Origin of the sequence: Microbacterium sp. str. 'China', assembly GCF_002993305.1 — a bacterium.
Taxonomy (GTDB): Bacteria; Actinomycetota; Actinomycetes; order Actinomycetales; family Microbacteriaceae; genus Microbacterium; species Microbacterium paraoxydans.
This window is the reverse complement of record NZ_CP027434.1, coordinates 1692182-1710810: the sequence shown is the minus strand read 5'-3', so window position 1 is coordinate 1710810 and position 18629 is coordinate 1692182. Positions and strand designations below refer to the sequence as shown.

Genomic DNA, 18629 nt, shown 5'->3' with positions numbered 1-18629 from the left:
CTGTGTACGCGAGTCACCAGTCGATCGGCCGCGTCGCGCCCACCAGGCACCGCCCGCCGGCGAGCTGGGGCATGACCGTGGTCACGACGGCACCGGTGGAGGGACCGACCTGTCCGATCAGGCACTCCTCCTCGCCCCAGCGGACCGAGAACTGGATGCTCTCCGCCGGGTTCCCGACGGTGGACTGGTCCGGCGTGAGCTGCATAGCCTCCCGATCGAATCCCGCCGCGACGAGACCGTCGACGTACGCGCGCCCCTCCCCGCGTTGCTCCGTCCCCCAGACCTGCTCCGCCACTGCCGTGAACACAGGGAGGTTGTCCTCGGCGCTCCCGTCCGACACCAGGGCAGGAGCGGCGGACGGCGTCGGATCAGCGGTGGCTGTCGCCGTGGGAGTCGGCGTCGCCGTGGGCTCCGGCGCGCATCCGGCGAGGACGGCTACCGAGACACCGGCGACGAGCACGAGCGCCGCAGCGCGGGACGGGAGGACCGATCGGAGCACGAGCAGAGTCTAGGCCGCCTCGGTCTCCACAGGCTGATCCCACGCGTCGCGCGCCTCGTCGTCCGCCGTCGTGTGATCGCCGCTTTCCCCCGCCTCCGCGGGCGAGGGCCGAGCGCTCGGCCGATATGCCGTGGTCCCCCACCGGAGATCGTGCCCGATCGTGTCCGCGTCGATGTCGACGCTCGTCCCTTGCTTCCCGTTGCTCTCCCACGGTCGCACCCGGAGCCGTCCGGAGACGATGACGCTGTCCCCCACCCGCAGCGAGGCCCGCGCGTGTTCGGCGAGCTGACGGAAGGCCGCGATCGAGAACCAGTTGGTCCCTGCGTCCATCCACGAGCCGGTCGCCGCGTCGAAGCGCCGGTGCGTGCTCGCGAGCCGGAAGTTCGTGACGGGCACTCCTGCGCTCGTCCGCCCGGGTGTGGGCTCCGTCGCGACTCTCCCGACGACGGTCACGGTGTCGATCATCTGTTCGTCCTCTCGCTGCCGGCTCGGCGGCCGGATGCGCTCCAGCGTGCACCCCGCCGAGCAGGTGGCGGGGACGCGATCCCGTGATCCGTGGACGGGTTCGGGTGGCGGTGCGTTGTGCAGAAGAAGCCAGGTCATCCCCGGATACCGGAGCACGCGCGAATGTCGGTGGTCGGTCGTACGTTCGAACCATGGAAGGAGAGACCATGACCACCGCCACCGCTTCGATCCCCGCTCCCGGAGTCCCGCTTGCAGCCCCGCCGCTCGCGTCCCGTCGAGAGCACCTCGTCCGTGCCGCCGATCACCTGTGGCGCGTCCAGGACAACCGCGACCACGTCCTCGGCCATCTGCGGGTGGTGGCCGACCCTCTGGGCCTCCGTTACCGCGCGGAACGGCTGCACCTGGCGACGGGCGGCTTCCGGCTGATCGGCGAGTTCTGGCGCGCGGATGACGCGGTCGACGCGCTGCGGCACTGCTGACAGCGGTCGTCTCGACCGGATTTCCCTGCGCCCCCGGCAGGATTCGAACCTGCGACCAAGAGATTAGAAGGCTCCTGCTCTATCCCCTGAGCTACGGAGGCGGACCTCTCTACCGTACCGCGCTCCCCCGGTGGATGTCGGGGCCGTCGATAGGATGGCGACATGGTGACTGCTTCGGAGAACGACCGCCTCGTCTGGATCGACTGCGAGATGACGGGTCTCGATCTCGCGGTCGACGAACTCGTCGAGATCGCCGTGGTGGTGACCGACTTCGCGCTCCGTCCGCTCGACCCCGGCTTCCAGGTCGTCATCCGTCCGAGCGCGGACGCGCTCGCGCACATGAACGACTTCGTCACCGCCATGCACGAGACCTCGGGACTCATCGACGAGATCCCGCACGGAGTCACCCTCCAGGAGGCGGAGGAGCAGACGCTGGCCTACATCCGCCGCTTCGTCCCGCTCGAGCGCCGCGCGCCTCTCGCCGGCAACACGATCGGCACCGACCGCATGTTCCTCGCGAAGTACATGCCGCAGGTCGACCAGTGGCTGCACTACCGGAACGTCGACGTCTCCAGCATCAAGGAGCTGTCCCGTCGCTGGTACCCCCGGGTGTTCTTCCAGGCTCCGGCCAAGGACGGCGGCCACCGAGCGCTGGCCGACATCCTGGAGTCCATCCGCGAACTCCGCTACTACCGGGAGGCCGTCTTCGTGGACGAGCCCGGGCCTTCCAGCGACGACGCCAAGGAGATCGCCGCGCGCACGGTGTCGGAGTTCGCCCCGAACATGTAATAGACTCGTGGGGTTGCCTGTTTCGGCGGGCGCATGGTGGGTATAGCTCAGTTGGTAGAGCGCCTGGTTGTGGTCCAGGAGGTCGCGGGTTCAAGCCCCGTTACTCACCCCAGCTCGAAGAGGCTCGGACCGGTTCGGTCCGAGCCTCTTCGTCTCTCCTGCGGCCCTAGACTGTCCTGGTGTCACTGGCGGTCTGGTTCTCTCTTCTCACCGCATCCGTGGTGATCAGCTTCACGCCGGGGGCCGGCGCGATCAACACGATGTCCAACTCCCTCACGCAGGGCTGGAAGCGCTCGATCTGGGGAATCATCGGCCAGCAGATCGCGCTCATCGTGCATGTCGTGATCGTGGCTGCCGGTGTCGGGCTCCTCGTCTCGCGCTCGGACGTCCTGTTCAACCTCATCCGATACGCCGGCGCCGCCTATCTGGTGTACCTCGGCATCCGGTTGATCCTGACCCGCCCCGCTCCCGCGCTCGATGACGCGCCGGATCCCGTGGATGCCCGGGAGAGCCACTGGTCGATGATGCGCCGCGGGTTCTGGGTCAACCTGCTGAATCCCAAGGCGATCGTCTTCTTCCTCGCGTTCATCCCGCAGTTCATCCGGCTGGACCAGCCTCCGCTCCCCCAGTATCTGGCTCTCGTCGCCACCGTCGTGGTCGTCGACGTCCTGGTGATGTGGGGGTTCTTCGCCACGGCGGCGCGCCCCTTCCGGCGCCTCACCCGCTCTCCGCGCGGCCAGCGGATCCTCAACACCGTGTTCGGAAGCCTCTTCATCGGCGTCGCGGCGCTGCTCGTCCTCCTGCACTGAGGAACCCGGCGCCGTCCCCGTAGGCTGGAGGGGATGGACATGGACGCCGCGGCCTTTGAGGCCCTCGTGATCGACGAGCTCGACCAGCTGCCCGATGAGATGGTCGAGCAGCTCGAGAACGTCGTCTTCGTGGTGGAGGATCGTCCCGAGGACGGGAGCCTGGATCTCCTCGGCCTGTACGACGGCCTCGCGTTGCCGGAGCGCACGCAGTATGGGATGGGGGAGCTGCCCGACCGCATCATCGTCTACCGGGAACCGCACCTCGCCCAGTGCGAGGACATCGACGAACTCCGCGACGAGATCCACACCACCCTCGTCCACGAGATCGCGCACTTCCACGGCATCGACGACGCGCAGCTGCACGAGCTCGGGTGGGCGTGATCATGTCGACTGCTCTTCCCGAGATAGATGAGGCCACCGATCTCTCCGCTGCGCCCCTGGAGCCCTGGGAGGTCGTCGTGTGGAACGATCCGGTGAATCTGATGAGCTACGTCGTCCGCGTCTTCCGCACGTACTTCGGCTACACCCGCGAGCATGCCACCCGTCTCATGCTCGCCGTCCACCACGACGGACACGCGATCGTCGCCACCGGACCCCGCGAGACCATGGAGGTGCACGCACAGGCGATGCACGACTACGGGCTCTGGGCCACCGTCAGGAAGGCCGCATGAACACCCCACCGATCACCGTCTCGGTCGCCACGATCGAGGGCATGCACCTGGCCCGGCTCGTCGATGACTTCATGGACCTGCTCCGGGATTCCGAAGGCGGCGACCCTGGGGTGGCGCGGCTGACCCCGAACGCCTACCCGGACGATGACGAGGCTTCGGCCGCCTTCGCGTCGGCCACCCGCGCGGATCTCCTCGACCGCCGGCTCCACGATGCGCGGGTGATGCGCACGGCGCTGCAGGTGTTCGACCCCGACGCCGAGGTGACCGATGAGGGTGCCCGTGTTCCCCGCGACGTCGTCGTACGCCGCGAGGACGTGGACGCGTGGCTCCGCACCCTCACCGCCATCCGGCTCGTCATCGCCACGCGGCTCGGGATCACCGACGACGAACCCGACGTCGGCGGTGACGGTCAGGCGGTGTATGACTGGCTGGGATACCGTCTCGAGCTGCTCATCGAGGCCGTCGACGAGAGCGACGCCGATGCCCTCCGCTGAGCGGAATCAGGGGACCTCGATCACGCGAGTGGCGAGTTCCCTCGGACGGTCTCGCTCGAGGTGACGGCGCTCCTGCGCCGCCCACCGGTCCCAGTGCGGGCGGTAGGTGTCCCCATCCCGCGCCAGCGCACGGGCCTTCCGCGACGACTCGCCGGACTCCACCCAGATCCGGATGTCGGCCAGGCGTGCGGTCGAGGGCCGCAGGATCCCGCTGCCCTCGACGATGACGCCGAGGGCCGGATCGACGGCGTGGGTCTCCGCCTCCTCGCCGCGGTCCCAATCCCATCGACGCCAGGTCCCGAGGAGTCCGCGCCCGTGCGGGCGGAGGATGCCATCGAGCGCGCGTTCCGCCCCGTCATCGAGCCCGTCCCAGCCCGGGTAGAGGGAGTCCAGGGCGATGACCTGCACGCGTCCGGTGACCGGCCAGGCTCGCGCCACGCGCGCGGCCAGAGAGGTCTTGCCTGCACCGCTCCCCCCGTCGATCAGCACGACGGGATTGGACGCCGCGAGGGCGCGGACGTCCTCCGCGATCAGCGTCGCCGCGTGCGAGAGCGCCGCTGCGACCGCATCATCACTTCTTGAGGGCACGGATGATGCGCGTGAGAGCCCGACCGGCGACCCAGACGAAGGGCACGGCCACGACGAGCAGCGTCACGATGTTCGGCTCGAAGCGCAGCCCCTCCTCGCGCCGGACGTAGACGCCGACCGGCACCGAGACGCCACCACCTCCACCGCCTTCTCCGCCGTCACCGCTGGCTCCGCCGAAGCCCGCGTAGGTGAACGCCACCGGAGTGACGGTCACGCCGTCGATCTCCTGCGGTTCCCCGTACGCGCTCTTCACGCCGAAGGACGCGACCTGATTCCCGAGTTCCAGTGCAATGTTCGGCATGTTCCCACGGTAGCCGACAGTGGCCTTCCACGGGCGCTCAATCGACGCCGTGGTCCTTCGGATGCCGCGCGGAGCCCCGCCCCTCGCCCCGTCCGATGTGGCGCGCCCTGCTGATCGTCGCCGAACCGAACCGCGCCATGGCCTCGTCGACGGCCCCTTCGACCTTGCGCCAGTCCTCGTCCTCGTCCCACAGCGCCAGCGCGCTGCCTCCCGCGGGCCGGAGGTTCTCGGCACGGACTCCCACGAGGCGGATGGGATCACGACGCTCGATGAGCGCGAACAGGCCCTGCGCGGCCTCGCCGATGCGCTGGCCGACGGCGGTCGGCTCCGCCAGCGTCTGCGAGCGGGTGACGGTGCGGAAGTCGTCGAAGCGGATCTTGATCGCGACCGTGGAGGTCTCCCACCCGGCCCGGCGCAGGCGGGCGCCCACGCGATCGGCCAGCCGGAGCAGCTCGGCGCGGAGGAAGGCACGATCCGCGACGTCGTGGTCGAAGGTCTCCTCGTGTCCGATGCTCTTCTCCACGCGCTCCGTATCGACCGCACGCGCGTCCTCCCCCCGCGCCAGCTGCGCGAGCCTCGCGCTCAGCGCCGGCCCCACGGCGCGGTCCAGCATCTCGGGCGATGCGGTGCGGAGGTCGCCGATCGAGCGCAGACCCCGGGCCTCCAGGGCCTCCGCCGCCTTCGGCCCCACGCCCCACAGCGCTCGCACGGGGCGCGGCGCGAGGAAGGACAGTGTGTCGTGTTCCGCGACCACGAGCATGCCGTCCGGCTTGGCCATGGTCGACGCCATCTTCGCCACGTGCTTGGTCGCGGCCACGCCGACGCTGCACGTGATGCCGACCTCGGCGAGGACGCGGTCACGGATCTGGGCCGCAATCCGGGCGGGGCTCCCCCAGAGCCGGCGCACACCCTGCACGTCGAGGAACGCCTCGTCCACCGACAGCGGCTCCACGAGCGGCGTGAACGACTCGAAGATCGCCATCACCTGCCGCGACACCTCTTGGTACCGGGGGAAGTGCGGCGGGACGATACGTGCCGTCGGGCACAGCCGCACGGCCTGTGACACGGGCATCGCGGAACGCACGCCGTAGCGCCGTGCCTCGTAGGAGGCGCTGGAGACCACGGAGCGCCCGTCCGGTGACCCGATGATCAGCGGCAGTCCGCGGAGACTCGGGTCGTCCAGCACTTCGACGGCAGCATAGAACGCGTCCATGTCGACGTGGAGGATGCGCGTTCCCGTGTCGTCGGCGTCGGCCGAGGACACCATGCGGCCTCTGCCATCACCGTGTCCCATGAACCCATTGTCCCCTGGGCCTCCGACATCGAGGCCCAGGGGGACGAATCACTGCGCGGCGCGCTCGAGGATGAGTTCGCGGACGCGGGCGGCGTCGGCCTGGCCCTTCATGGCCTTCATGACCGCCCCGATGATGGCACCTGCGGCCTGGACCTTGCCGTCCTGGATCTTGGCCATCACATCGGGCTGTGCGGCGAGGGCCTCGTCGATCGCCGCGATGAGCGCACCGTCGTCCGAGACGACGGCGAGACCGCGGGCGTCGACGACCTCCTTCGGCGTGCCCTCACCGGCGATCACGCCCTCCAGCACCTGGCGTGCGAGCTTGTCGGTCAGCGTCCCGGCGTCGACGAGCTGCTGCAGCGCCGCGACGTTCTCCGGACTGACGAGGTCGACCGCATCCTTCTCCTGCGCGTTGGCGAGGCGGGTGATCTCCCCCGTCCACCACTTCCGTGCCGCGGCCGGCGTGGCCCCGGCGGCGATCGTGGCTTCGACGACGTCGAGCAGCCCGCCGTTGCGCACGTCCTGGAACTCCAGCGGGGTGAAGCCCCACTCGTCCATGAGCCGGCGCCGACGCGCGACGGGCTGCTCGGGCAGGGCCGCACGCAGCTCCTCGATCAGCTCGCGGGGAGGCTGGACCGGAAGCAAGTCGGGCTCGGGGAAGTACCGGTAGTCGTCGGCGTCCGACTTCGGACGGCCGGGAGAGGTGGTCCCGGTGTCCTCGTGCCAGTGCCGCGTCTCCTGGATGATGGTGCCGCCGTCGGCGAGGATCTGCGCCTGCCGCTGGATCTCGTAGCGCACCGCACGCTCGACCGACCGCATCGAGTTGACGTTCTTCGTCTCGGTGCGCGTGCCGAGCTTCTCGGCACCGCGAGGGCGCAGCGAGACGTTCGCGTCGCAGCGCAGGTTGCCGCGCTCGAGGCGAGCCTCGGAGATCTCGAGTCCGCGGACGATGTCGCGGATCGCGGCGACGTAGGCCTTGGCGACCTCGGGGGCCCGGTGCTCGGTGTCGAAGATCGTCTTCGTCACGATCTCGACGAGCGGGACGCCGGCGCGGTTGTAGTCGACGAGCGAATACTCCGCCCCCTGGATGCGACCGGTCGAGCCGCCCATGTGCGTGAGCTTGCCGGCGTCCTCCTCCATGTGCGCGCGCTCGATGGGGATCGTCACCATGGTGCCGTCCTCGAGCTCCACCTCGACCGAGCCCTCGAAGGCGATGGGCTCGTCGTACTGGGAGATCTGATAGTTCTTGCCCAGGTCAGGGTAGAAGTAGTTCTTCCGGGCGAACCGGCTGGACTCGGCGATCGAGCAGCCGAGCGCGAGGCCGAGGCTGATCGACGAGCGGATGGCGGTCTCGTTGACGACCGGCAGCGCACCGGGGAGGCCCAGGTCCACCGGCGCGATCAGGGTGTTCGGCTCCGCCGCGTGGTACGCCTCGTTCGCAGGGTTGGGCGCGTCGGAGAACATCTTCGTGTTCGTGTTGAGCTCGACGTGCACCTCGAATCCGAGGACCGGCTCGAACAGCTCGAGCGCCTTGTCGAAGTCCATGAGCTTGGCGGCGGCCATCAGCGCGCGCCTCCTTCCAGCTGGGGGGCACGGGACAGCAGCGGCGCGCCCCAGGAGTCGACGAGCAGCGTCTCGAGGGCGGCGCCCACCCGGTAGAGGCGGGCGTCCTCTCGCGCCGGCGCCAAGAACTGGATGCCGACGGGCAGCCCGTCGTCATCCGAGAGACCGCTCGGGATCGAGATGCCGGGGACACCGGCGAGGTTCGCCGGGATCGTGGTGATGTCGTTCAGGTACATCTGCAGCGGGTCGTCGATCTTCTCGCCGAGCTTGAAGGCAGTGGTCGGGGCCGACGGTGTGGCGATGACGTCGACATCGGCGAAGGCCGCGGCGAAGTCCTGCTGGATCAGCGTGCGGACCTTCTGCGCGCTGCCGTAGTACGCGTCGTAGTATCCGGCCGACAGCGCGTAGGTGCCGAGGATGATGCGGCGCTTGACCTCATCGCCGAAACCGGCGTCGCGCGTGGCGGACATCACGTCCTCCACCGTCGGGTTGCCCGCCGGGGTGACCCGGAGACCGAAGCGGACCGAGTCGAACTTGGCCAGGTTGCTCGAAGCCTCGGCCGGGAGGATCAGGTAGTAGGCGGCGACGCCGTACTCGAAGTGCGGTGCACCGATCTCGACGATCTCCGCACCCTGCGCCTCCAGCAGGGCCAGGGCGCTGCGGAACGAAGCCGCAACCCCCGGCTGGAAGCCGCTGTCGGGAAGCTCTCGGATGACGCCGACACGGAGGCCCTTGAGGCCGTGCCCGCGCGCACCCTCGCGTGCCGCCGCGGCGAAGGACGGCCACTGCTCGTCGAGCGACGTGGAGTCCTTCGGGTCGTGGCCGCCGATCGCGTCGTGCAGCAGACCGGCATCGAGCACCGTGCGGGTGACCGGGCCGACCTGGTCGAGGCTCGACGCCAGCGCGATCGCGCCGTAGCGGCTGACGCCCCCGTAGGTCGGCTTCACGCCGACCGTTCCGGTCACGTGCGCCGGCTGACGGATCGAACCGCCGGTGTCGGAGCCGAGGGCGAGCGGGGCCTCGAAGGCGGCGACGGCGGCGGCGGAGCCCCCGCCGGAACCGCCGGGGATCCGGTCGAGGTCCCAGGGGTTGCGGGTCGGGCCGTAGGCGGAGTGCTCCGTCGACGAGCCCATCGCGAACTCGTCCATGTTCGTCTTGCCGAGCGCGATGAGGCCGGCGGCGCGGGAGCGGGCCACGACCGTCGCGTCGTAGGGCGAACGGTACCCCTCGAGGATCCGCGAGCCGCTCGTGGTCGGCTGATCGGTCGTGACGAGCACGTCCTTGATCGCGAGCGGGACACCGGCGATCGGCCCGAGGTCCTCCCCCGCGGCGCGACGGGCGTCGATGTCGGCTGCCGCGTCGAGCGCGTGCTCGTTGACGTGCAGGAACGCATGGACGTCGCCGTCGACCTGTGCGATCCGGTCGAGGTGCGCCTGCGTGGCCTCGACGCTGGAGAGCTCCCGCGCCGCGAGCTTGTCGGCGAGCTCCGCCGCGGTCAGCCGGATGATGTCGCTCACTGCTCTTCTCCCAGGATCGCGGTGACGCGGAACCGGCCGTCGGCCTGGTCCGGGGCGTTCTGCAGCACCTGCTCGTGCGTGAGCGTCTCGCCGACCACGTCGGGACGGAACACGTTGCTCAGCGGGATCGGGTGGCTGGTCGCGGCGACATCAGCGGTCGCGACCTCGGACACCTTGGCGATGTTGTCGACGATGGCGTCGAGCTGGCCCGTGAGCCGCGTCACCTCGTCGTCGTTCAGCTGGATGCGCGCGAGCACGCCGAGATGGCGCACAAGATCAGGGGTGATTTCAGACACGCCCCCAGTCTAGTTGGCGAGCCGCCCGCCGCTCGGCGCGGCGCGGCCCGCCTAAGCTGGGCGCGTGAGCACGTTCCAGCCCCCTCGCCCGTGGATCGCCAGCTACGCCGACGGCGTTCCGGAGGACCTCGCCCCCGTCAGCGGCTCCCTCGTGGACATCGTCGCCGCCTCGGCCCGCGACTACCCCGATGCCCCGGCTCTGCAGTTCTTCGGCAGGGAGACCACCTACGCACAGCTGCAGGAGGCGATCGATCGCGCCGCCGCGGGGCTCCGGGATCTCGGCGTCCGTGCGGGCGATCCCGTCGCGATCGTCCTGCCGAACTGTCCGCAGCACATCATCGCGTTCTACGCCGTGCTGCGTCTCGGTGCGGTCGTGGTCGAGCACAACCCGCTCTACACCCCTCGCGAGCTGCGCAAGCAGTTCGAGGACCACGGCGCTAAGCACGCGATCGTCTGGAACAAGGTCGTCGCGACGGTGCAGGAGTTCCCGAGCGACCTCGCCGTCTCCACACTCATCTCGGTCGACGTTACGCGGGCCATGCCGGCCCTCACCCGCTTCGCCCTCCGGCTGCCGGTCGCGAAGGCGAGGGAGTCGCGGGCCGCACTGACCGAGCGCGTCCGCGGCACCGTCCTCTGGGAGTCGGTACTCGCCGGTGCCCCGATCCCCGCCTCGCATCCGCAGCCGGGCACGGACGACCTGGCGATCATCCAGTACACGTCCGGGACCACCGGCACGCCGAAGGGCGCCGCCCTCACGCACCGCAACCTCCTCGCCAACGCGGCCCAGTCCCAGGCGTGGGTCCCGTCCATCCAGCGCGGCAAGGGCTGCGTCGTGTACGCCGTGTTGCCCATGTTCCACGCCTACGGCCTGACGCTCTGCCTCACCTTCGCCATGTCGATGGGGGCACGTCTGGTGCTGTTCCCGAAGTTCGATCCCGATCTCGTGCTGGACGTGGTCAAGAAGCACCCCGCGACCTTCCTGCCGCTCGTGCCGCCCATCGCCGACCGGCTGCTCGCGGCCGCCAACGCCAAGGGCGTCTCGCTCGAGGGCATCGAGGTCGCGATCTCCGGAGCCATGGCACTGCCGCACGAGCTCGTCGTCCCGTTCGAGGCCGCCACGCACGGCTACCTTGTCGAGGGCTACGGTCTGAGCGAGTGCTCGCCCGTGCTCATGGCGAACCCGGTGGCCGACAACCGCGTCCCCGGCACGGTGGGGCTCCCGCTCCCCGGGACGGAGTGCCGCGTCGTCGATCCGGAGAACCCCACCGAGGACGTCCCGGCCGGTTCCGCCGGCGAACTCGTCGTGCGCGGCCCCCAGGTCTTCTCCGGGTACTACGGCAAGCCGGAGGAGACCGAGGCCGTGTTCGTCGACGGCTGGTACCGGACCGGCGACATCGTCACGATCGACGACGCCGGATTCGTGCGCATCGTCGACCGCATCAAGGAGCTCATCATCACCGGCGGCTTCAACGTCGCCCCGACCGAGGTGGAGAACGCGCTGCGCCAGCATCCGTCGGTCGCGGACGCCGCGGTCGTCGGACTGCCCAGCGACCACTCGGGCGAGGAGGTCGTCGCGGCGATCGTCGTCGACCCCGGCGCCGATGTCGACGTGGAGGCGATCCGCGAGTACGCCCGCAGCATCCTCACCCCGTACAAGGTGCCGCGCCGCGTCTTCGTCGTCGACGAGCTGCCGAAGTCCCTGATCGGGAAGGTGCTCCGCCGGCAGGTGAAGGAGAAGCTGCTCGCCCTCACGTCGGGGGTCTGAGCCGGCCCCACAGGAAGCGGGGGGCCTGGCGCGCTACCCTTGGGAAGTGACCCCTGAAGAAGTGACCCCCGCCGACGCCCCCGACGAGTCCCCTGCCACCCCCGGATTCGAGGACCTCGGCATCACCGGGCCGGTCCTCAAGGCCATCAAGGATCTCGGCTACGAGACCCCCTCGCCCATCCAGGCCGCGACCATCCCGACGCTGCTTGCCGGCCGCGACGTGGTCGGCATGGCGCAGACCGGAACCGGCAAGACCGCCGCCTTCGCGCTGCCCGTGCTGGAGCGGCTCGACATCGCGCAGAAGACGCCGCAGGCCCTCGTCCTCGCCCCGACCCGTGAGCTCGCGCTGCAGGTCTGCGAGGCGTTCGAGTCGTACGCCTCCCGCATGAAGGGCGTGCACGTGCTGCCCGTCTACGGCGGTCAGGGATACGGCGTCCAGCTCTCCGCACTCCGCCGCGGCGTGCACGTCGTGGTCGGCACCCCCGGCCGCATCATGGACCACCTGGCCAAGGGCACCCTCGACCTCTCGGCGCTGCAGTACCTCGTCCTCGACGAGGCGGACGAGATGCTGAAGATGGGCTTCGCGGAGGACGTCGAGCAGATCCTCGCTCAGACCCCCGAGGAGAAGCAGGTCGCCCTGTTCTCCGCCACGATGCCCGCGCAGATCCGCCGTCTCGCGCAGCAGTACCTCCGCGACCCGGAGGAGATCACGGTCAAGTCCAAGACCGCGACCAACACGAACATCACCCAGCGCTACCTCGTCGTCTCGTATGCGCAGAAGGTGGACGCGCTGACCCGCATCCTCGAGGTGGAGAACTTCGACGGCATGATCGTCTTCGTCCGCACGAAGAACGAGACCGAGACCCTGGCCGAGAAGCTCCGCGCCCGCGGGTACTCCGCCGCCGCGATCAACGGCGACGTGCCGCAGGTGCAGCGCGAGCGCAGCGTGAACCAGCTCAAGGACGGGAAGCTCGACATCCTCGTCGCGACGGACGTCGCCGCCCGCGGACTCGACGTCGAGCGCATCAGTCACGTCGTCAACTTCGACATCCCCACCGACACCGAGTCGTACGTGCACCGCATCGGACGGACCGGGCGGGCCGGGCGGACGGGCGACGCGATCAGCTTCATCACCCCGCGGGAGCGCTACCTGCTCAAGCACATCGAGAAGGCGACGCGGCAGCAGCCCACGCAGATGCAGCTGCCGAGCACCGAGGACGTGAACACGACGAGGCTCGCGCGCTTCGACGACGCCATCACGACTGCACTGTCGGAGACGTCGCGCATCGACGCGTTCCGCGACATCATCGCCCACTACGTGCGGCATCACGACGTGCCGGAGGGCGACGTCGCGGCCGCTCTCGCCGTGGTCGCCCAGGGCTCCACCCCGCTGCTCCTCGACCCCGCAGACGACGCCCTGTCGCAGGCGGTCGCCGCGGACAACCGCCCGCCGCGCGAGCGGCAGACGCGGGAGCCCCGGGAACCCCGGGAGCGTCGCAGCCGCGGCGACTACACCCCGTACCGCATCGAGGTGGGTCGGCGGCACCGCGTCGAGCCGCGGCAGATCGTGGGCGCGCTCGCGAACGAGGGCGGTCTGGGCCGCGACGACTTCGGCGCGATCAACATCCGTCCCGACTTCTCGATCGTCGAGCTCCCGGCGAACCTCGACCCCGCCGTCCTCGACAAGCTGCGCGACACCCGCATCTCGGGACGGCTGATCGAGATCGCCCCTGACCGCGGTCCCGGCGCACGGCGCGGCTCGTCCTCGCGCGACGGCGAGGGCCGCGGCCGGCCGGCCCGCTACGACCGGACCGATCGGCGCGACCGCGACGATCGCCCGGCGCCCCGCGACCGCGACCGCGACCGCGAGGAGAAGCCCTTCCGGAAGCCCCGCCACAAGGCCTGAGCGGACCGACGATGCGCATCGACCGCGCCGGCAGGGAGGATCTCGCCGCGCTCGCCCAGCTCAAGTGGGAGGACGTGCCTGCGGACCTGACGGCCGGTCGATCGCTCGACGCCTTCACCGCCGAGCTGGGCGCCTGGTGGCGGGCCCACGACCGCACCCACGTGGCCTTCGTCGCGCGGGGCGATGACGACGACCACATCGTCGGCGCGGCCTGGGTCGCCCTCGTACCGCGCGTGCCGCGGCCGGGCGCTCCGCACCGCCTCTCCGCGGACATCCAGAGCGTCTTCGTCCTTCCCGGGCATCGGGGACAAGGAGCGGGCCGCGGCCTCGTCGCCGCGGCCTGCGCCCACGCGGTCTCCGTCGGCGCCGAACGGATCACCGTGCACTCGAGCGAGGCGGCCGTCGGGCTCTATCAGGAGCTGGGGTTCGCGGACTCCCCACGGCTGCGGCAGTTCCTCGCTCCCACCACGGCAGCGCCGGAGAGCGCCTGATCCTCAGTCCAGCGCCGCGGGACCCTCGGTGACCAGCACATGGAACTGTGCGGCGTCGAGGACGCGGACGCCGAGCTCCTCCGCCTTCGCGAGCTTGGAGCCCGCTCCCGGCCCCGCGGCCACGAAGTCCGTCTTCTTGGACACACTCGAGGCGGCCTTTCCGCCGGCCTTGATGATCGCCTCCTGCGCCCCCTCGCGGGTGTACCCATCGAGAGATCCCGTCGCCACCACGGTGAGACCCTCCAGCACTCCCCCGGCCGCGACCGCTGCTCCGGGACCGGGGTGCCCCGGCGTCGCCCACTGCACCCCCGCGTCCGCCCACTGGCGGACGATCTCCTGGTGCCAGTCGACCTCGAACCAGGCGCGCAGGGAGTCGGCGATGATGCCGCCCACGCCCTCGACCGCCGCCAGCTCCTCGCGCGACGCGGCACGGATCGCATCCAGCGACCCGAACCACTGCGCGAGCGCCCGCGCCGCGACCGGTCCGACGTGCCGGATGTTCAGCGCGACGAGGAGCCGCCAGAGGTCTTTGGTCTTCGCCTTCTCCAGCTCCGCCAGCAGGGTCAGCGCCTGGGAAGACGGCTGCGGGCCCTCCAGACCCGACTTCTTCTCGGCCGCGGTCGGGTTGCGTCGGAACGGCGCGCGGGTCTTCACGAGGCCGTCCTCGTCCTCGCGCGGCAGACCCGTCTCCGCATCGCGCACGACGACCTCGATCGGCACGAGCTGCTCCAAGGTCAGGGCGAACAGGCCCGCCTCCGTGACCAGTGGAGGCTCCGCCGGACTCGTGGGTTGGGTCAGGGCCGCCGCCGTCACCTCGCCCAGGGCCTCGACATCGAGGGCTCCCCGCGAGCCGATGTGCTCGACACGTCCGCGCACCTGGGCGGGGCACGACCGGGCGTTCGGGCACCGGAGATCGATGTCCCCTTCCTTCATGGCGCGCAGCGGCGTGCCGCACTCGGGGCAATCGACGGGCATGACGAACTCCCGCTCGGTCCCGTCCCGCTTCTCGACCACCGGGCCGAGCACTTCGGGGATCACGTCGCCAGCCTTGCGCAGCACCACGGTGTCGCCGATGAGAACGCCCTTCGCCTTCACCACGTCCTTGTTGTGGAGCGTGGCCTGACGGACCACGGATCCGGCGACGTGAGCCGGGGCCATCACCGCGAAGGGCGTCGCGCGACCGGTGCGACCGACGGAGACGACGATGTCGAGCAGCTTCGTCTGCACCTCCTCCGGCGGGTACTTGTAGGCGATCGCCCACCGGGGCGCCCGGCTCGTCGCTCCCAGCTCGTCATGCAGGTCGAGCTCGTCGACCTTGACCACGATGCCGTCGAGCTCGTGCTCGATGTCGTGCCGGTGCTCGCCGTAGTACTCGACGAAGGCGACCACGTCGTCGATGCTGCGGCACACCTTCGTGTGCGGGCTCGTCGGCAGCCCCCAGGCGGCCAGCAGCTCGTAGACCTGGCTCTGGGCCGCGACCGGCGGGTTCGTCCAGGCACCGATGCCGTGCACGTAGAGCGCGAGCGACTCGATGCGCAGCAGCCCCGCTTCCAGCTCCAGGCCGTCCTTCTTGTCGATCTGCTGACGCAGGCCGCCGCTGGCCGCGTTGCGGGGATTCGCGAAGGCCGGGAAACGCCGTGCCGCCGCGGTGCGCGCCTTCTCCTCGTCGAACGGCTTCTTCGCGCCTCCCCTGGCCTCCCAGCGCGCAAGGGCGTCCGCGTACGCCCGGTCTCGGAACGCCGCCTGCGCCGCGTTCAGCCGCTCGAACGCGGCGACGGGGATGAAGACCTCTCCGCGCACCTCGACGATCGGCGGGTGTCCCTCCCCGGCGAGCCGTTCCGGGATCTCCGGGAGGCGGAGCGCGTTCTCGGTGACGATCTCACCGACGCGCCCGTCGCCACGGGTCGCGGCCGACGTCAGCACGCCGTCCTCGTACCGCAGGTTGATCGCGAGGCCGTCGATCTTGAGCTCGGTCAACCAGTCGACGTCACGCCCGGCGGCGGCGCGCGTCTTCTGCGCCCACTCGCGCAGCTCCTCGATCGAGAAGACGTTGTCGAGGCTGAGCATGCGCTCGGCGTGCTCGATGGTCGCGAGCCCCGTCGCCTCGGCCGCGCCGACCATCTGCGTCGGCGAGTCCTGTCCCTGGAGTTCGGGGTGCAGGCGCTCGAGCTCTTCCAGGCGCCGCATCCAGCCGTCGTACGTGGCATCGTCGACGAGCGACGTGTCACGCCCGTAATACGCGTCCTTCGCCTCGAGGATGCGGGTCGTCAGCTCCTCCGCCTCGCTGCGGGCGTCTTCCAGTGAGATGTTCTCCGGCACTCCGTCAGTCTAGGAGCGGCGACCGACATCCGCCCGGATCAGACGCCGACGGGTACCGCGGACACGGTGGAATCGATCGTGAACTGCCCGAGAACGCGCGTGCCGATGTAGAGCACGGCGGTCTGCCCGGGGGCGACACCGTCAAGCGGAGAATCGGGAACGACGCGGACGCCCTTCGTCGTCACGGTGGCCGTGGCGGGTACCGGCTCGGCATGCGCGCGGATCTGCACGTCGCACGCGAACACCGACGCGGTCGGCGCAGCGCCGGCCCAGCTGAAACGCTCCCCGGAGATCTCGGCGATCGCCAGGGCCTCCTTCGGGCCGACGACCACCGTGTTCGACACGGGGCGCACCTCGAGCACGAAGCGCGGCTTGCCGTCCGCCGCCGGGACGCCGAGCTTGAGTCCGCGCCGCTGACCGACCGTGAACGCATGAGCGCCCTCGTGCGCGCCGACGACGGCACCGGAGCGGTCGACGATCTCGCCGGTGGCGGTGCCGACCTTCTCGGCCAGCCAGCCCCGGGTGTCCCCATCCGGGATGAAGCAGATGTCGTGGCTGTCCGGCTTCTGCGCGACGCTGAGACCACGCGCCTCGGCCTCCGCCCGCACGAGCGCCTTCGACGGCGTGGTGCCCAGCGGGAAGTAGGTGTGTGCGAGCTGGTCGGCCGTCAGGACGCCGAGCACGTAGGACTGGTCCTTCGCGTTGTCCGATGCCCGGTGCAGTTCGAGACCCTCCGCGCCGTCGACGAGGGTCGCGTAGTGTCCCGTGCACACGGCGTCGAAGCCGAGTTCCAGGGCGCGCTCCAGCAGGGCGGCGAACTTGATCTTCTCGTTGCACCGCATGCACGGGTTCGGCGTCCGGCCCGCACGGTACTCGGCGACGAAGTCGTCGATCACGTCGTCGCGGAACCGCTCCGAGAAGTCCCACACATAGAAGGGGATGCCGAGGAGGTCGGCGGCGCGACGCGCGTCGAGGGCGTCCTCGATCGTGCAGCAGCCGCGGCTGCCGGTGCGCAGGGTCCCCCCGGCGCGGGAGAGCGCGAGGTGCACGCCGACCACATCGTGCCCCGCCTCGACGGCCCGGGCGGCCGCGACAGCGGAGTCCACACCACCGCTCATGGCCGCAAGGATTCGCATGGGTCCAGTCTACGAGCGCTCGGCTGCACGGGCCCCGGATGCCCGTGCGTAGGCCTCGCCGATCACCGCCAGCACCGCGTCCACATCGGCATCGGTCGATGTGCGCCCGAGGGAGAAACGCAGCACGCTCCGGGCGTCCGCCTCACTTCGCCCCATCGCCATCACGACGTGCGAGGGCTCGGCGACCCCCGCCTGACACGCGGAGCCCGTGGAGGCCGAGACGCCGGCCATGTCCAGCAGGAACAGCAGGCTCTCCCCCACTGCGCCGGGGAAGAGCAGATGAGCCGTGCCGGGGAGGCGGTGGTCGGGGTCGCCCAGGAGCTCGGCGGCCGGCACCCGCGCACGGATGCCCTCGACCAGGCGGTCGCGCAGCTCGCCCACCCGGACACTCTCGGCGGCCCGCTCACGCTCGGAGAGTTCGAGCGCTGTCGCCAGCGCCGCCGCTCCCGGCACGTCCTGGGTGCCCGCGCGCAGACCCCGCTGCTGGCCGCCGCCCCGCAAGAGCGGGGTCAGCCGGGCCGACCGCGCCACCACCAGCGCCCCGACGCCGACCGGCGCTCCGACCTTGTGGCCGGCGATGCTGAGCGCCACGAGGCCCACAGCGTCGTCGGCGCGGCCCCGCAAGTCGCGGAACGACAGCGGCAGGTGTCCGAGCGCGGCGACCGCGTCGAGGTGCAGCGGGACTTCGGCATCCGCGGCCGCAGCGGCGAGGGCGGGCGCGTCGTTGATGGTCCCGGTCTCGTTGTTCGCCACGAGCGCCGTCGCGAACGCTGCCCCGGGAAGGGCCGCTGCGAAGCGGCCCTCGTCGATCCGCGCCTGCGGAGACAGCGGAACAGCGCGCACCTCGGCCCCGTCGGCCACCAGGGCTGCGATCGTGTCCATCGTCGCGTGATGCTCGCCGTCCGGCACCACGACGGCCGTCGTCCCCGGACCACGCGAGTGCCACAGTCCCTGGAGGGCGAGGTTGATGGACTCCGTCCCACCGGAGGTGAGCACGACCTCGATCGGGTCGGCCCCGAGGACCGCGGCGATCCGCTCCCGTGACTCCTCCAGCACCCGGCGCGCGTCCTGCCCGGCTCCATGCGTCGATGACGCGTTGCCGATGATGGCCGACGCCTCCAGCCACGCGTCCCTGGCCTCCGGGCGCAGCGGCGTCGTCGCCGCGTGGTCGAGATAGTGCCGCATGCTTCGATTCTCCCCGATCCACGCCCCGGCCGGTCCCTCTGCGCGTGAGACCGGGTGCGTCC

The 18629-nt window shown here is 70.7% G+C and carries 20 protein-coding genes and 2 tRNA genes; 10 read left to right on the top strand and 12 right to left on the bottom strand.

The features are described from left to right. Window positions 1-13 precede the first annotated feature (13 nt). Entirely contained in the window at window positions 14-499 is a 486-nt protein-coding gene (locus C6C15_RS17220; RefSeq protein ID WP_234024234.1) for a DUF6993 domain-containing protein, read from the bottom strand. Between the two features lie 9 nt (window positions 500-508). Beyond that, window positions 509-964, bottom strand: a complete 456-nt coding sequence (locus tag C6C15_RS08195) for a single-stranded DNA-binding protein (RefSeq protein ID WP_105949795.1) — start codon at window positions 962-964, stop codon at window positions 509-511. A gap of 206 nt (window positions 965-1170) precedes the next feature. Here C6C15_RS08195 and C6C15_RS08190 point away from each other — a divergent pair, with 206 nt between their 5' ends. Next, entirely contained in the window at window positions 1171-1443 is a 273-nt protein-coding gene (locus tag C6C15_RS08190) for a hypothetical protein (protein WP_060922774.1), read from the top strand. Between the two features lie 28 nt (window positions 1444-1471). On the opposite strand, the gene C6C15_RS08185 is transcribed toward C6C15_RS08190, so the two are convergent. After that, window positions 1472-1544, bottom strand: a tRNA-Arg gene (locus tag C6C15_RS08185). A gap of 61 nt (window positions 1545-1605) precedes the next feature. On the opposite strand from C6C15_RS08185, the gene orn reads away from it, so the two are divergent. The 6 genes from orn (at window position 1606) to C6C15_RS08155 (ending at window position 4206) form a co-directional block, all read left to right on the top strand. Continuing rightward, a complete protein-coding gene (gene orn, locus C6C15_RS08180; RefSeq protein ID WP_105949794.1) occupies window positions 1606-2232 on the top strand; it encodes an oligoribonuclease in 627 nt (208 codons plus the stop codon). Window positions 2233-2268: 36 nt separating this feature from the next. Then, window positions 2269-2344 (top strand) — tRNA-His (locus C6C15_RS08175). Between the two features lie 67 nt (window positions 2345-2411). After that, window positions 2412-3041 (top strand): LysE family transporter, encoded by a 630-nt coding sequence (locus C6C15_RS08170; protein ID WP_060922772.1) that lies wholly within the window; start codon window positions 2412-2414, stop codon window positions 3039-3041. Window positions 3042-3074: 33 nt separating this feature from the next. Beyond that, a complete protein-coding gene (locus C6C15_RS08165) occupies window positions 3075-3422 on the top strand; it encodes a metallopeptidase family protein (RefSeq protein WP_105949793.1) in 348 nt (115 codons plus the stop codon). Between the two features lie 2 nt (window positions 3423-3424). Further along, window positions 3425-3712 carry an ATP-dependent Clp protease adapter ClpS gene (clpS, locus tag C6C15_RS08160; RefSeq protein ID WP_062635203.1) on the top strand — a complete coding sequence of 96 codons (288 nt, stop codon included), beginning with the start codon at window positions 3425-3427 and terminating at the stop codon, window positions 3710-3712. Next, a complete protein-coding gene (locus C6C15_RS08155) occupies window positions 3709-4206 on the top strand; it encodes a DUF2017 family protein (protein WP_060922770.1) in 498 nt (165 codons plus the stop codon). The genes clpS and C6C15_RS08155 overlap by 4 nt, the downstream gene beginning before the upstream one ends. 6 nt (window positions 4207-4212) lie before the next feature. On the opposite strand, the gene C6C15_RS08150 is transcribed toward C6C15_RS08155, so the two are convergent. Genes C6C15_RS08150 through gatC form a run of 6 tightly spaced genes read right to left on the bottom strand, consistent with a single transcriptional unit; the run spans window position 4213 to window position 9765 of the window. Further along, a complete protein-coding gene (locus tag C6C15_RS08150; protein ID WP_105949792.1) occupies window positions 4213-4794 on the bottom strand; it encodes a hypothetical protein in 582 nt (193 codons plus the stop codon). Continuing rightward, on the bottom strand, window positions 4778-5095 hold the full coding sequence (locus C6C15_RS08145; protein ID WP_060922768.1) for a hypothetical protein: 318 nt from the start codon (window positions 5093-5095) through the stop codon (window positions 4778-4780). Before C6C15_RS08145 ends, C6C15_RS08150 begins: the two co-directional genes overlap by 17 nt. 37 nt (window positions 5096-5132) lie before the next feature. Continuing rightward, window positions 5133-6389 (bottom strand): DNA polymerase IV, encoded by a 1257-nt coding sequence (locus C6C15_RS08140; RefSeq protein ID WP_105949791.1) that lies wholly within the window; start codon window positions 6387-6389, stop codon window positions 5133-5135. Between the two features lie 48 nt (window positions 6390-6437). After that, on the bottom strand, window positions 6438-7952 hold the full coding sequence (gene gatB, locus C6C15_RS08135; protein WP_105949790.1) for an Asp-tRNA(Asn)/Glu-tRNA(Gln) amidotransferase subunit GatB: 1515 nt from the start codon (window positions 7950-7952) through the stop codon (window positions 6438-6440). Continuing rightward, window positions 7952-9469, bottom strand: coding sequence for an Asp-tRNA(Asn)/Glu-tRNA(Gln) amidotransferase subunit GatA (gene gatA / locus C6C15_RS08130; RefSeq protein WP_105949789.1), 1518 nt, complete (start codon window positions 9467-9469; stop codon window positions 7952-7954). The genes gatB and gatA overlap by 1 nt, the downstream gene beginning before the upstream one ends. Next, a complete protein-coding gene (gatC, locus tag C6C15_RS08125) occupies window positions 9466-9765 on the bottom strand; it encodes an Asp-tRNA(Asn)/Glu-tRNA(Gln) amidotransferase subunit GatC (protein ID WP_025103377.1) in 300 nt (99 codons plus the stop codon). Before gatC ends, gatA begins: the two co-directional genes overlap by 4 nt. A 64-nt stretch (window positions 9766-9829) precedes the next feature. Here gatC and C6C15_RS08120 point away from each other — a divergent pair, with 64 nt between their 5' ends. Genes C6C15_RS08120 through C6C15_RS08110 form a run of 3 tightly spaced genes read left to right on the top strand, consistent with a single transcriptional unit; the run spans window position 9830 to window position 13927 of the window. Further along, window positions 9830-11530 carry a long-chain-fatty-acid--CoA ligase gene (locus C6C15_RS08120; protein WP_060922764.1) on the top strand — a complete coding sequence of 567 codons (1701 nt, stop codon included), beginning with the start codon at window positions 9830-9832 and terminating at the stop codon, window positions 11528-11530. Window positions 11531-11576: 46 nt separating this feature from the next. After that, the gene (locus C6C15_RS08115) at window positions 11577-13436 is read left to right on the top strand and encodes a DEAD/DEAH box helicase (protein WP_435873129.1); all 1860 of its coding nucleotides are present in this window, start codon (window positions 11577-11579) and stop codon (window positions 13434-13436) included. Window positions 13437-13447: 11 nt separating this feature from the next. Beyond that, window positions 13448-13927 (top strand): GNAT family N-acetyltransferase, encoded by a 480-nt coding sequence (locus C6C15_RS08110; protein WP_060923553.1) that lies wholly within the window; start codon window positions 13448-13450, stop codon window positions 13925-13927. Between the two features lie 3 nt (window positions 13928-13930). On the opposite strand, the gene ligA is transcribed toward C6C15_RS08110, so the two are convergent. Genes ligA through C6C15_RS08095 form a run of 3 tightly spaced genes read right to left on the bottom strand, consistent with a single transcriptional unit; the run spans window position 13931 to window position 18567 of the window. Further along, window positions 13931-16246, bottom strand: a complete 2316-nt coding sequence (gene ligA, locus C6C15_RS08105) for an NAD-dependent DNA ligase LigA (protein ID WP_105949787.1) — start codon at window positions 16244-16246, stop codon at window positions 13931-13933. Between the two features lie 38 nt (window positions 16247-16284). Next, window positions 16285-17382 carry a tRNA 2-thiouridine(34) synthase MnmA gene (gene mnmA, locus C6C15_RS08100; protein WP_105949786.1) on the bottom strand — a complete coding sequence of 366 codons (1098 nt, stop codon included), beginning with the start codon at window positions 17380-17382 and terminating at the stop codon, window positions 16285-16287. A 9-nt stretch (window positions 17383-17391) separates the two neighbouring features. Further along, window positions 17392-18567 (bottom strand): cysteine desulfurase family protein, encoded by a 1176-nt coding sequence (locus C6C15_RS08095; protein WP_105949785.1) that lies wholly within the window; start codon window positions 18565-18567, stop codon window positions 17392-17394. Window positions 18568-18629 lie beyond the last annotated feature (62 nt).

Excerpts from the sequence above, each read along its gene's own strand:
- C6C15_RS08195 (WP_105949795.1), bottom strand. The coding sequence starts at position 964 with ATGATCGACACCGTGACCGTCGTCGGGAGAGTCGCGACGGAGCCCACA.
- C6C15_RS08190 (WP_060922774.1), top strand. The coding sequence starts at position 1,171 with ATGACCACCGCCACCGCTTCGATCCCCGCTCCCGGAGTCCCGCTTGCA.
- orn (WP_105949794.1), top strand. The coding sequence starts at position 1,606 with ATGGTGACTGCTTCGGAGAACGACCGCCTCGTCTGGATCGACTGCGAG.
- C6C15_RS08165 (WP_105949793.1), top strand. The coding sequence starts at position 3,075 with ATGGACATGGACGCCGCGGCCTTTGAGGCCCTCGTGATCGACGAGCTC.
- clpS (WP_062635203.1), top strand. The coding sequence starts at position 3,425 with ATGTCGACTGCTCTTCCCGAGATAGATGAGGCCACCGATCTCTCCGCT.
- C6C15_RS08155 (WP_060922770.1), top strand. The coding sequence starts at position 3,709 with ATGAACACCCCACCGATCACCGTCTCGGTCGCCACGATCGAGGGCATG.
- C6C15_RS08145 (WP_060922768.1), bottom strand. The coding sequence starts at position 5,095 with ATGCCGAACATTGCACTGGAACTCGGGAATCAGGTCGCGTCCTTCGGC.
- C6C15_RS08140 (WP_105949791.1), bottom strand. The coding sequence starts at position 6,389 with ATGGGACACGGTGATGGCAGAGGCCGCATGGTGTCCTCGGCCGACGCC.
- gatB (WP_105949790.1), bottom strand. The coding sequence starts at position 7,952 with ATGGCCGCCGCCAAGCTCATGGACTTCGACAAGGCGCTCGAGCTGTTC.
- C6C15_RS08110 (WP_060923553.1), top strand. The coding sequence starts at position 13,448 with ATGCGCATCGACCGCGCCGGCAGGGAGGATCTCGCCGCGCTCGCCCAG.
- mnmA (WP_105949786.1), bottom strand. The coding sequence starts at position 17,382 with ATGCGAATCCTTGCGGCCATGAGCGGTGGTGTGGACTCCGCTGTCGCG.
- C6C15_RS08095 (WP_105949785.1), bottom strand. The coding sequence starts at position 18,567 with ATGCGGCACTATCTCGACCACGCGGCGACGACGCCGCTGCGCCCGGAG.